Consider the following 13,429-nt stretch of genomic DNA (forward strand, 5'->3'; position numbering starts at 1 on the left):
AAAATCTCCCCTTTTTTTCCCCATCGCTGGTTGCCCAATCATAATCCACGCGTACAAAATCATTCCCAAAAACAAAACACCGCAGGATAAATGCGGTGTTTTCGGCTTATGTTCTCCTCTTCTTCGCTTCAAGGAGCCGTTGCATCCGGTCCTGTTTCTCCTCGGCAGTCAATTCTTTAGGAACAGCATGCTTTTGTTCAACCGTTACTTTGTCCCTTTTTCCCGTAGAGACCCCCGTTAGTGGTTCTTTCCTTTTGGGAACAACTTTGGCATTTTCCGCGGCATTTAGTTCCACCGCTTTAGCCAGACGGTTTCGCTCAGCCCTTTCTTTTGCGCCGGCAAGCCTGCCGAAAACAGCTTCGCCCCCAGAAGGAAGATCGCTCTCTGCCTGAAGCTTCCGTTTAGGCAACAGCCTGCCAAATACCGATATGCCTAGTCTCCTAATGAAAATTTCCAGTACTAGGACCAAAAATGCCACAAGCAGCAAATATTCACTGATCGGCTGTTTGTCCTCCGGTTTGTATTTCAAAGGCCTGAATGCTTCTTTCGGGTCAGTAAGCTCCCTTCCTCCGTTACCTGAAACCAATTCTTTGAGAAACTCTTTATTTGTTCCTTTTAGCAAAAATTCCTCGGAATAAGGAACTGAAAAACCTGTCCGATATACTTTCATTACCCCGTTTTTCTGCATTTGCCTTGTGGATAAGTAGTACATCCCCGGTTTACCCGGATAAACCAATTGATATTTACCAGGTGAAACGAGCTTTGTATTTGCATCAATCTGCTCGCCTTTTTGCGACAATACAGCCGCTTCAATAGGAAGCGGATCTTTGCTGCTGCTCGCCAGGGAAACCACTGTATTCCCCTCTTCTTTCCCGACTGAAATTGAAAAAGGCTCACTATCGAACTGGGGCAGTGACGCTGTAATGAGCTGATTAACAAATCCCGGCCAACCCTCCCATCTTGCCCAGTCACCGGACCACTTGCCGGAAACATCCGAAGTGAATGCGAGTGTTGAACCAAGCCCATACTGCCATTGAGCAAGGACAGGGTCATCTTTTGCACTTGAAACAGGAACTCTCGCCCGGTCCTTCGGGGTGACAGCAATGTACGCATTCATTTGTGGAACGCCCTTTGAAAACCGGGATGACCATTCAGGATAAGGCGCAATAATAGGATAAAACGGATTATCTTCAATGTATGTCCTCGTTGTCATGACGGTTTCCCTCGATAAAACACTTGGGATGACAGAAGCATCGGCAACATCATAGAATCGGCCGCTGCCCATTTCCGCGAGGTCCTCAAGGAGAGCCCGGTCTGCGTCACTGCCGAGCGCAACAGTTGAAAGAGTAATATTTTTTGCTTTTCCGTCCTCTATTAATTTTTCATAGTCCCCTCCAGTGGCCGACTGTCCGTCTGTAAGAAGGATAATATGTTTCCGCTGCAGTTTTAATTCACGCAGCTCCTCATAGGCTTTTTCAAGGGAAGGATATATATTCGTTCCTCCGCCAACCGAAACGGAGCGGATTTTTTTGATGACTTCTTTTTTGTTTTTCATTGGGGCCGTTTCGACAATGACCCAGGGACGGTCATCGAACGCAATAAAACCCAGGGTGTCTTCCTCCCGGAGCAATTCGACTGAGCGAGCCGCTGCCTCTTTTGCTAGGGTGAATTTGTTCCCGCTCATGCTCCCGGACCGGTCAATGACGATAACAAGGCCAAGGGAAGGCATCTCGTTCTTTCCTTTAATATCCATATCAACGGGCAGAAGTTTTTCTATTGGCGTTTTGAAATAGCCTCCGAGGCCAAAGCTGTCCTCCCCGCCTGTCATCACAAAACCTGTTCCAAATTCCCGGACTGCTTTTTCGATCAATTCCATTTGTCCCTCAGTGACTCGATGGCCGGATACATTATTAAAAACAATCGATTCGTACCGAAGATACCCGCCAAGAGCAGTCGGAAGTTTTTCCGGGGCCAATAAGTCGACAACAAGGCCCGACCCCTTTAAAATTCCCGGGAGCGGGCTCTCTGTGTTCCCTTCAACAACGAGAACCCTTGGGGTACCCTTTACTGTCGATACCGCATGGAGTGAATTGTTTTCAATATGGGCATCTCCGGCATTGACCAGTTCCGCCTTGTAGACAGCAAGGCCCGGTTCGGCTGCCTTATGTGTGAAGGTAAAAACATTATCTCCTTCTTTGACATTTACCTTTTGCCGTAAAATATCTTTGTCATTCACCGATAACCTGATTGTTGCATTGACCGCCGTGTTGCTGGAAACTGTGACACTTACAGAAGTCTCCTCCCCTTCATAGAGAGAGGGGGGAACTTTTAGTGAAGTGACAGCAGCATCCATCAGGCTCACATGCTTCAGCGGGACGTAATCGATTTCAAGATTCCTATTTTTCAATAGACGCGCCGCGGACAGCGCATCTCCAGTTGTATGATTGCCGTCCGTAAGAAGGACGATCCTTCCGCCTTTCCCGCCCGGAATAAGTGAGGAGGCAAATTGCAGGCCTGATGCGATATCTGTTTCAGACTGATCAAGCTGTCCGCTGAATTGTTCGGGTATATTCCCGCTGCCTGACAACGAGCCTTCCATCTGCGTCCCATTTGCGAAGGAGGCAATCGCATACTTTTGTTCAGCCTTTTTCCCTTTCACAGCCTCGCTAATCCAGTCTAGTATTTCCTCCTCGGACTTCTCGACGCTTTTGGACCGGTCGGCTAGGAAAACGACTGTTTCTGTCTTTACCGGGAGCAGAAGCTGGGGAACGGCCAGTGCGAAAATGATTAGTAGGTAAACGATGCTCCGGAGTAGGCCGACCACCTTTTTCTCTACCGTGCCTGCCCGCCTGAAATACAAATACATTAGGAAGGCCCCCGGGAGGGCTAAGGCGAACATCAATGGATATTTAACGTCCAAACCCACGCCTGTACACCTCCCATTCTATCCATAAAACCGCCAGGGCAAGGATGCCTGAAAGGAGCCAGAATGTCTCATTTTCCTTTATCCCCTTTTCCTGGCTTTCGATCGAACCTTTGTTTAAAACAAACGATTCCGAATGGGAAGGAGTTTTCTCGCGGTCATCCAGAATTACAGAAAAATAGTCAATCCGGTTTCCGGCCGATGCCTGATAGATTCCCGGGGTGAAGGGAGCCTTGAAGTTTTCTTTTGCCGGATTGAAATCCCCAAGATTATTTCCTTTCACATCGAACACCTCAACCTTCCCTTCAGGAGCATCCATATTGAGCCATTTTTCCTCCCCTGGCTGAAAGTAACCTAAAAACCCTGACTGCTGTGACAGCCAATGGTAGCTATTGTATAAGAAGATTGGAAACCCCGGCTGAAGCGGCCAATCAGAGTCCTCTATTGCAAAATTGATTGCAATGGCCGGCTGCCCCTTTAAGAACCCTGATTGGATTAATGGATGCCCTCCACTTTCGGCTACGGTTTCCAAATCCTCACTAAAAGGTTCGGAAGTGCTTTGAATATACGTTTTTTCAAACTCTGTATATTCAAGCAGCGGTGATTGATAAGTCTTCACCTGTTCTGTTACTGTAATCTTTTTCGTTTTTTGCTTTTTCACAAGTAAAACCGGCAAATTCGGCAGACGATCAGGCACTTCGCCTTCAAAAAGGAGGATCCCTTCGTTCATTGACTCGTAGTCGTTATTTAGTTGATAGCTTTCAATCCCGATGGATCTTAACCCTTTTAGCAAAAATGGGTTTACATCTCCGATTGCAAAAACAGGAGGTTCGGCGGGTGCCAGCACTGCTGCGGCCTCATTGTCTGCCTGATATCCGTCATCAGCGGTCACTTCGGCAATATAATACCGATGCTCCTGCAGGACTGGGATATCAATAATCTCCTGAGCTCCAGGCTTTATGGCTACCTTCTCCTCAAACAACACTTCCCCCTCGCTCTTGACACGGAAAATCGTCTCCCTTTCTTCCTTGCCCTGGTTTTCCACTACAGCCGCCGCGGAAATCGATTGATCCATCCTGGCGACCCCGAACGAGAGAAGAGCCAGATTCTCAATGGCTTTGCCCGTATTATGTACCTGGATAAACTGCTTACCGGCAAATGATTGGATGTCTTCTTTCGTTGCGGAGTCAGAAAATATATGTATCGCAGTACTTTTCCCACCGGACATGGAGACCGCCAGCTTTACTGCTTCTTCAATATTGTCATGTTCATAGGTAAGACCAAGGGAGTTGATTGCCCGTTTAACAGGTCCTTTCGCTGACTCCCTGTTAAGAACGACTTCAGGCCTCTGCCCGGCGGTAATTATCGTCACTTCCTGATTCTCAATTTTTTCCGATATTTCCAACATGTCTTTTTTTGCAAAATTGAACTTCGTCTCACCTTCATTTACCGCAGACATTGTCGCAGATGAATCCACGATGAAAATCAGATGTTCCCCCGCTATTCCTTCACTTTGCCAGATAGGCTTTACAAGGGCGAGCATCAATAGCAAAAGCGCGGCAATCTGGAGCCAAAAGATAAGATTATGCTGAAGTTTCTTCAGCCATGGAGATGCCTGCCATTCATTCATTACCTGTGTCCATAAAAGATTGGAAGGATTTAGAACGGTTTTATACTGTTTCCGGAAAAAATAGAGGAGAATGATAAAAGCGATCAGGCTTGCAAGAAAGAAATAGGCAGGATTGGCAAAGTGCATATCAGTTCACCTCATTCCAGCACTTTTTTGGCCGTGCAAGTATGGAAAATAAATTGTTGTAAATCGTCGGCATCCGTAACGGTGATATAGGTAAAACCGTATTTCCTGCACAAGTCTTCAAGTCTGCCATTATGGCTATCAAGCCTTTTTTGATAAAGTTTTATGACATTTTCGTGCATGCTGACATTGACGGATTGCCCCGTTTCACTATCTATTAACATTAAGTCCCCTGTTTTTTCAGGAAAAACCTCCTCACGTGACAATACTTGAATAAGTTTTCCTTCAATCCTTAACCCTGCAAGCTTCCGGAACAGCGCTTCGAAACCTTCAAGACTCTCCATACCATCCGTAATCAGGATTGCCGTCTGCGTATGTTTTAGGCTTTCCTTGAGGATGCTTTCAGTAAAGGATTCCGGCTTATCCGAGCCGGAGACTGAAAGGATGCTATTAAAAACATTTTTTGCATAAACAGTTCCTTTACGGGTTATTTTCCCGGCGGCCGAAGCCGAGACAGGTATGAACGTCAGCCGGTCATCTCCGTTTAATGCAATATAGGCTAAGGCAGCGGCAATTTCCTTTGCCCGAACCCATTTCGTGTCTAACGCCTGCATGGATAGGGTAGCATCGAGCAAAATAGCGGCATGGATTTCCTGTTCATCTAGGAATCTTTTAATATAGTGCTTTTGGGTCCTGCCGTAAATATTCCAGTCAATCAGGCGGATATCATCACCGGGCTGATAGGAACGAAAGTCAGAAAACTCCAAAGAAGTTCCTGCCTTTCCCGCACGCCGCGATCCTTTTTGGGTTCCACGCCTCCGAGTCTTGACATAAAGCTTCCTCCGGTGCAGCCTGCCAAGCATCATTTCATGACCGCTCCTCATTTCGCTTCAGCACCTTGCCTGGTGGATTCAAGAATGTCTGTAATAATTTCATCCGTTGAAATCCCGCGCGCTTCCCCTTCAAAATTCATGAGCAGCCTATGGCGAAGTACCGGGATTGCACACTTTTTCAAATCTCCAGTAGATATATGGTAGCGCCCTGCAAACAGAGCCCTGGCTTTAGCCATTTGCAGCAGGCTCTGCAGACCCCTCGGGCCACTCCCATACTGGACATAATTCCTGACAACTTCAGGGGCGCCCTCATTTTCAGGATGGGTCCGCGTAATAATGGATACGGCCAAATCAAGCATCTCTTCCGAAACAAGAATTTCTCTGGCTAGCTGCTGGAGGGTTAAAACCTCTTTCGCCGATACTACTTGCTTTAGAACTGGAAATTCTGTTCCTGTTGTCCGTCTCGCAATTTCTTTTAATTCTGTTGCGGTCGGGTAGCTGACAAGGATTTTACAGATAAAGCGGTCCATTTGCGCTTCAGGCAGCGGATAAGTCCCTTCCATATCGATAGGGTTTTGGGTCGCCAGGACAAAAAACGGCTTATCTAACTCTCTTGTGCTTCCCATAACCGTCACAGTTCGTTCAGCCATTGCTTCCAAGAGGGCACTTTGGGTCTTAGGGGTTGCCCTGTTTATTTCATCAGCCAAGACAATATTGGAAAAAACAGGCCCCTCATGAAAAGTGAATTCCTGCCTGCCATCTGATCCTGGTTGGAGGAGCATCGTACCGGTAATATCGGACGGCATTAAATCCGGAGTGAATTGAATCCTGTTAAAGGATTGGTCAATGCACTCAGCAATCGTCCTGACCATCATCGTCTTTCCTAGCCCAGGCAGGCCTTCCAATAGAGAATGTCCGCCGGAAATGATGCACCAAAGAACTTGTTCAATCACTTCATCTTGGCCAACGATGAATTTTTTTATTTCCTGCCTGACCATTTCCAGTTGATTGGCCGCAGAACGGAACTGATTTTCTTTATCTTTTAAAGCATCCATAGAATCACTCCTTGTTAGGGTTAAGATCCGAAAAGTAATTTTTTACGATATTTTCAAGTCCGCCGGGTAGCTTTCTTCGATCAAGGCTGTTCCGGTAAGAGGCTGCATAGTCATTGTAGACCTGTTCGTACGGCCTAATCGTCCCTTTGAGAACCGGCCCGTCACTTTCAAATTGCTCGCGGGGGCCTCCTTCGCCGAGCCCCCCGGAATCGGTCTCAACATTTGTTTTTCCTTCGGTTATTTCCGGAATCGTCAGGAACTCCCTTGATCCTTGCCCCAATCCCGCTCCAGCGCCAGTTCCACCATTTCCTTGACCATTGCCTTGCCCGCTTCCTTGCCCGCTTCCTTGGCCGTTCTCCTGGCCTTCACCTTGTCCGCTGCCAGAGCTGTTTCCGCCGGCAGCGCCATTTTGCGGCTGGTTGCCGGGCTGAGAACCAGGATTGCCAGCATTTCCCGATGGAGGCTTGCCTCCGGATTTTCCAGAAGAGTTTTGTCCCGGCTGGTTTCCTCCAGAAGAACCCATCGCTATTTGACTCGGCGGCAGCCCGTTGGAAGCCATGAGTTTTTGCATCGCCTTCCCTACATTCGTGACAGAATTTTGCGCGGAAGCAAGCTGTTTCATTTTTTCGTCGGACTTCATTGCTTCTTCGAGCTTCTTGCGAAGGCTGTCGAGCTGTTCCGCCGAAAGTTCCGTTTCTTGACCGGTCAGATTCTTTAAAGCCTGATTCTGGGAATCTGTCAAACTGCTACGGCTTTTGTTCAGCTCCCCGAGCTCATTGACCGCCTTTTCAATATCTTTCTGGTCGATTGCGGCCGCCAGCTTTTCGAGCCCCGCTTTTTCCAGCTCATCTGCCAGCTTCGCCAGTTCATTCCCTTTTTCAGCTTCTTTTAATTCTTTTAGCGCGAGTTCTTTTTTCTTTTTATCCATCATTTTTAATGCTTCTTCGGGAGACTTTGCTTTTGCAAGTTCCTTTTTAAGTTCCTCCAGAGCCTTCTTAGCAGAAGGATCTTTTTCTTGTGCTATCTTCTTTTTAAGGGACTTTTCGGTTTTCTTCACTACCTCCAGCTCGGTCTCTCGTTTTTCGGAAAGTTCCATTTTTTTTGTTGGTACTAAATCCGACAGAAAACCAAATGCAAGAAAGAGTAGCCCGATGGCAATCCATTTTGTTAAAGGATATTTATTTTTCCGGTTAAGGACAGCACTCTCTTCTCTTTTCATATACGAAACAGTTTCAGCCAACTGAAGCCTTTGCACAATTCCATCCTTATTGTAAAAGGAAAAAGCGGAAATCACCCTGTCTTCTGGAACATATCGATTATAAAGATTCGCTGCTTCCTTGAAGTCGGGCCAACTCCGGAAAGCCCATATGAAAGAGATGGCCAGGGCAACGGCCGCACTGAAAAGAGCGGCCTGGTGATAATATGGAAAAACGATTATTCGGGCTAAAAGGAGTATGCATAGGGCAGCTCCCCCAGCCCCCGCAATTCCATATTGAAAGCATTGCCAAGCCCAATTCAACCGGATTTGCTTCAAGACAGATGAGAGGAGCTTTAGGAATTGCTGTTGATCATCCATTTCCATTCACCCTTCGCAAAATTATTTTGTTGCTGCTCTCGGCCTCAATCTCCTAATACTTACAGCCAATGCAACAGAAAATAGGATACCATAAACAATCAGCTGGCTTGCCCACAGCGGGAACAAGATCCCTGTCTGCCTGTTAATTTCTTGTACGAGAGAAGGTTCCAGAAATCCCATTAAAACAATAAACGGATTCAATATCGCAATAAAGTATGGTACCGGTGAAGACCCCGGCATGAGCCCACCGAACTCCATCGATACAACGAACAGGAATGCCGTTCCTCCTGCGAAAAATAAGGCTGTTCCATATGTTGTAATCATTGAAATGATCGTTCTTCTGATGAGTGTGGAAAACAGAACTCCGAAACTTCCAAATACGAAAATAATGAGGATATAGTAGCCGAGTACCGTCAGAACCTGGAGGGGTGAAATGCCGCCGAATAAGAACACGATACTGTAGATTGGCATACTCGCGACAATCATTAACAGCAGGAAGGAAACAGAAGAAATTAGCTTCCCAATAATAATCCCTGCCGAAGTCTGTGTCGTAGTCAAAAGGATATTCAGTGTTTGTTTTTCCCTTTCTCCACTAATCACTCCGGCCGTCAGCCCCGGTGTGACAAACAGAATTAGTCCCAGCTGGATAAATGAGAGGACCATAAACATAATCCTGCTTTCCTCAGGACGGAAATAATTGGTTCCATAAGATTGTGATTGAATAAAGATAAAACCGACTATAATGATCGATAAGGCAATCAGGTAAAACATCAGCCCCAGGAAACTTTTAAAGGAGCGGAACCGTAACTTGAATTCCTTGTTCATTACTGGATTCATCAACAGTTTCATGAAAGCTCCACTCCTTTCGTAATTTCCATGAACACATCTTCAAGATTTGTCTCTGTTTCTGAAAAGCTGAAAATCTTAATTTTTGCAAGAAGTGCGTTATGAAGAAGGCTGAACTGTTCCTCCTCATTGCCGCTGAATACAAACTGTATGCCAGAGCCGTCATTCCGCTTTTCAAGTTGACTGACTAGATGGTGATCCTCGAAATAGGCAACAGCCTCATTTAAGCTTCCCCAAACTTTTACAGTGATAAGCTTTTCACCTGCTAGCCTCTGCTGTATCTCTGCAACTGATCCTTGCGCAACAAGTCTGCCTTGGTCAATGATGCCAATTGTGTCGCACATTTCAGCAAGCTCGGGCAAAATATGGGAGGAAATCAGGATCGTTTTCCCCATATATTTCAGTTCTTTCAGTATTTCCCGCATTTCGACCCTTGCTCTGGGGTCCAGCCCTGAAGCCGGCTCATCAAGAATAAGAACTTCAGGATCATGGATCAATGACCTAGCGAGACAAAGCCTTTGCTTCATTCCGCGGGAAAGAACATCTACATACGAATCCGCCTTATTGGTTAAGTTGACAAGCTCAAGCAGCTGGGGAATAAGCTTTTCCCTTTCCCCTGTACCAATCCCGTAGCTGGCGCCATAAAAATCCAGGTATTCCACTGCTCTCAATTGATCATACACTCCGAAAAAGTCCGGCATATACCCAATTTGGCTTCTGACTTTCGCAGGCTCTTTTGAAATATTGTATCCATTAATATAAGCTGTTCCCGAAGTGGGTGCCATCAGGGTTGCCAATATTGAGAAAGTCGTTGATTTCCCCGCTCCATTTTGGCCGACAAAGCCGAAAACCGTTCCTTTCTCTATCGTAAGGGTAAGCGAATCAAGCGCGGTGAATCTACCATATTTTTTTGTAAGCCCATGAATTTCAATCATTTACCCGCTACCCCCTTGATCGTTACCGATGGCATTCTGACAAACGGGTCATTCTGCCCGGTTTTTTCCAGCTTGATTTTTATCAACCCATCCTTTGTAATAAATCTCCCTGGCTTGTCAGTGAATTTAGTTGTCTTGTCTGTAAGTTTGATGGATTCCCCTGTTTCCGCATTTATGAGTGAAAAAACCGCATTCCCAGGGATCAAGGTAACGGAAATTTCCTCAAATCGGGTAGAATCTTTATTCAGCTGAGAAGGCACATGAAGAATATACTCATATTGCCCAACATCAATCGATGCCTCGCGTCCTCCCCGGGGAACCTCGAATACTTCCCCTTTAATGGCAACAAGGTCTGCCGAAAGCTCTTCCTCTTTGAGGGAAAAAGGGCCGCTCATTTCCATCTCGATTTCGGCAGCCTGATAAATGAGCGATACGCTCGTGCTTTTTTCTGACTGTCCGGTCAAGTCGGCATTTACAACTGGATCTTTTGTAAAACCATACACGATCGGAATATTTCTAAGCCTAGACTTGTTGTAAAGAAATTCAACTGCGCCATACTCCAATTTGGATTTTTTCATTTTTGGAATATCCTGCGCCGTACTAGGCATCTGATGCCCATAGCCGGGGGTTAACGGGCCTGATAAATAATTTTGCCCTAGCGTTTCATGGACCTTTAAAGATCCGCCTTTGTCCAATTTTCCTAGTTTTATTTGTTTTGAGCCCGACCAGACATACACATTTTCAAAATCATACGGGAACCGATTCTCAATTGTCCCCGTTAATTTACTTCCCGCAAACTTCAAGTCCATTACAAATTCCCCTGCTTCTTTCTTTGTCGCAGGCCCATATAATGTCCGTGTTGCCCAATACTCAACATTCGGGAATGTGACAATGTCTTCTTTTCTGCCCGACTCAAAAACGGAAAAATGCTTCGGTGAGTTGTAAGAAGATTCCGGAATACCGCTAAATTCCCCCCTTGGGAAGGCAAATCCATAATCCCCACTCGTATTCGATAAAAGTGAAACGGCCTTTATCCCTTGCAGCTGTCCTCCCTCGGCCTTAAAAACTCCTATCTGGCTGACCTGAGGGCTTGCAATCCTGTCTTTCGCCCCAATGCCAAAAATAGCAGCCGAACAAAGGAGGGCAAAAGAGGGAATGATCCACCAGGCCTGTTCCCGTCTATCCCACTTTTTCAACGCGAAATAAAGAGCTGGCGCGATGAGGACTACATAAGCAAGCAGCATCAGAAAAATTTGCCCGAGTGAGAAATGGGAAGAAGGAAAGTAGGAATTCACTTCCGCAAAATCCATATAATACTGTTCATATGGATTAATAAAACCTTGCGAAGTTACATTTGTGGATACGTGGCTTTGCGATAGAAGAAAGGCAAGCCAGTCTCCATAGCCCTTCCATGATGCAATTGGCTGGGCCCCTGCTGAAAAAGCGGTTTGCCATATTTCGCCTGAGCCGGAAATACGCTTCGCCACAATTGGAATATCGCCGCTTTTGTAGACGATTTCCGAATCCGCTTTCGTTTTTCCGTAGAATACAGGCACCTTTTCCAATTCCTTGCCAGGCTTTATGGCACTTTTCAATCCTGTTAAATTCGCTTCCGCTTCATTTACAGGCTCCATCGGAAGGTCATGAATTAGGCTTCCATACGCCTGAACCGCATCAGGAGCCCCACCAGCAATTAAAATACCTCCATTTTTCACCCATTCTAAAATAGCCTCTTGCTGAGCAGGTTTCAGGCTTGAAAACGGGTATTCGTCAATGACCAAGTAATCAATCAAGTCAAGGCCAAGACGATCTTCAGGCAGTATACTTTCATCCATAACAATTGTATCAATCATCGCATCTGAAGGAAGCGATTTCAGTTCTTTAAGCCGATCGGGGTTTTCACTTAGTAAACCGAGTGTTTTCCGTTCCGGGTCGGTGTATCTGGGCGAAAGGTTTTTTGATCCGCGAAACCCAACTTCTTTACCGTTTTTCCAGCTGCCCTCGTAAAGGAACAATGATTGGACATTTTGATTATTATATTGATTTTCCTCGGATAAACCTTGGAGGGATACATTAAATGTTTTGGTGCTCCCTTTTGGGACATCAATGTGCAGTACCTTCGAACCTGTTGAATTATAGGTCGGGTAAAAATTGACAAGAAGGTCTCCTTTAAAATCCTTGCCGTTGTTTTCGATTGTTACCTGGACGGGAAACCCCCGACCTGTTTTTACTTTTCCATCAAAGCCTGTTTTAGTCGTAATTTTAATTTCGTTTTCGGCAGCCTGTACAGGCATTCCGATTAAGCTGAACACAAAAATGAAAATCAAAAAAAATGCACATTTTCTATAGCAGCCAGCCACCATGATTCCCCCTATCTAATCCTCACTCATTAGACGTAATTAAATTGGAATACGCTTCAAAAAACCGGAATTCTTTGGTGTAATTTTACACTTTTATTTTTTAAAGAGCAATCTAGAAAAAAAACAGTATCGAAAAAATTTTCGATACTGTTCGAGTTTTATTAATCGGTTTTGTCTACCTGGTCGGCAAACAGGCCGTATACATATTTTTCAGGATCGAATTCCTGTAGATCATCCATTCTTTCTCCAAGGCCGACGAATTTTACAGGTATCTTTAATTCGTTCCGAATTGCAAGAACGATTCCACCCTTAGCCGTACCATCAAGTTTTGACAGGACAATTCCTGTAACATCCGTGGCTTCTTTGAAAGTTTTTGCCTGGATGAGGGCGTTCTGTCCAGTTGTTGCATCGAGGACGAGCAACACCTCATGCGGTGCGCCCGGAATTTCTCTTTCAATTACCCTTTTTACTTTTTCCAGCTCTTTCATTAAATTTACTTTATTTTGCAACCGGCCGGCTGTATCACACAGAAGGATATCCGCATTTCTTGACTTGGCTGCCTGGATGGCATCGAACATAACGGCCGCCGGATCAGAACCTTCTGCTTGCTTGATTACAGGTGCACCGACTCGGTCTCCCCATACTTCCAGCTGGTCAATAGCACCGGCGCGGAACGTATCGCCTGCTGCGAGAAAGACAGATTTGCCTTCAGTAATAAATTTATGGGCAAGCTTGCCAATGGTTGTCGTTTTCCCGACACCATTGACTCCAACAAAAAGAATGACAGTCAGTGCATTGTCCTGGATGTTGAGTGTTGAGGTTTGATTCTCGCCACTATTATAAATGTCAACTAGTTTTTCGGAAATGACAGTTTGGACCTCAGCGGTGTCGGTAATATTACGGCGTTTCACTTCATATTTCAATTGATCAATCAATTCCATCACAGTGTCAAAGCCTACATCCGCCTGAATGAGAATTTCTTCGAGCTCCTCAAAGAAATCCTCATCTACTTTACGGTACCTGGCAACAAGGTCATTTACTTTCCCGGAAAAACTATCGCGTGTTTTCGTTAAACCATCCCTGAATTTTTCTGTCACACTGTCAGTTTGTTTGGTGAATGATTCTTTTAACTTTTTGAAAAAACTCAT

General features: G+C 45.6%; 9 protein-coding genes. All 9 read right to left on the reverse strand.

The genetic code is table 11. From position 1 onward, the window contains the following. Positions 1 to 106: 106 nt before the first annotated feature. The 9 genes from D1B31_RS17080 to ftsY all read right to left on the reverse strand — a co-directional run bounded on the left by D1B31_RS17080 (position 107) and on the right by ftsY (position 13,429). A complete protein-coding gene (locus D1B31_RS17080) occupies positions 107 to 2,866 on the reverse strand; it encodes a VWA domain-containing protein (RefSeq protein ID WP_240035318.1) in 2,760 nt (919 codons plus the stop codon). Positions 2,867 to 2,909: 43 nt separating this feature from the next. Next, positions 2,910 to 4,679: a vWA domain-containing protein gene (locus tag D1B31_RS17085; RefSeq protein WP_118922638.1), complete on the reverse strand. Its 1,770-nt coding sequence runs from the start codon at positions 4,677 to 4,679 to the stop codon at positions 2,910 to 2,912. 11 nt (positions 4,680 to 4,690) lie between these two features. Further along, entirely contained in the window at positions 4,691 to 5,560 is an 870-nt protein-coding gene (locus tag D1B31_RS17090) for a DUF58 domain-containing protein (protein ID WP_118922640.1), read from the reverse strand. Beyond that, on the reverse strand, positions 5,557 to 6,564 hold the full coding sequence (locus tag D1B31_RS17095; RefSeq protein WP_118922642.1) for an AAA family ATPase: 1,008 nt from the start codon (positions 6,562 to 6,564) through the stop codon (positions 5,557 to 5,559). The genes D1B31_RS17090 and D1B31_RS17095 overlap by 4 nt, the downstream gene beginning before the upstream one ends. Before the next feature lie 4 nt (positions 6,565 to 6,568). After that, entirely contained in the window at positions 6,569 to 8,140 is a 1,572-nt protein-coding gene (locus tag D1B31_RS17100; protein ID WP_118922644.1) for a proline-rich domain-containing protein, read from the reverse strand. 21 nt (positions 8,141 to 8,161) lie between these two features. Then, on the reverse strand, positions 8,162 to 8,989 hold the full coding sequence (locus D1B31_RS17105) for an ABC transporter permease (RefSeq protein WP_118922646.1): 828 nt from the start codon (positions 8,987 to 8,989) through the stop codon (positions 8,162 to 8,164). Then, positions 8,986 to 9,921 carry an ABC transporter ATP-binding protein gene (locus D1B31_RS17110; RefSeq protein ID WP_118922648.1) on the reverse strand — a complete coding sequence of 312 codons (936 nt, stop codon included), beginning with the start codon at positions 9,919 to 9,921 and terminating at the stop codon, positions 8,986 to 8,988. Before D1B31_RS17110 ends, D1B31_RS17105 begins: the two co-directional genes overlap by 4 nt. Then, positions 9,918 to 12,284 (reverse strand): hypothetical protein, encoded by a 2,367-nt coding sequence (locus D1B31_RS17115; RefSeq protein WP_142922600.1) that lies wholly within the window; start codon positions 12,282 to 12,284, stop codon positions 9,918 to 9,920. Before D1B31_RS17115 ends, D1B31_RS17110 begins: the two co-directional genes overlap by 4 nt. Positions 12,285 to 12,442: 158 nt before the next feature. After that, positions 12,443 to 13,429: a signal recognition particle-docking protein FtsY gene (gene ftsY, locus D1B31_RS17120; protein ID WP_118922652.1), complete on the reverse strand. Its 987-nt coding sequence runs from the start codon at positions 13,427 to 13,429 to the stop codon at positions 12,443 to 12,445.

Source organism: Neobacillus notoginsengisoli (genome assembly GCF_003515685.1).
Taxonomy (GTDB): Bacteria; Bacillota; Bacilli; order Bacillales; family Cytobacillaceae; genus Bacillus_D; species Bacillus_D notoginsengisoli.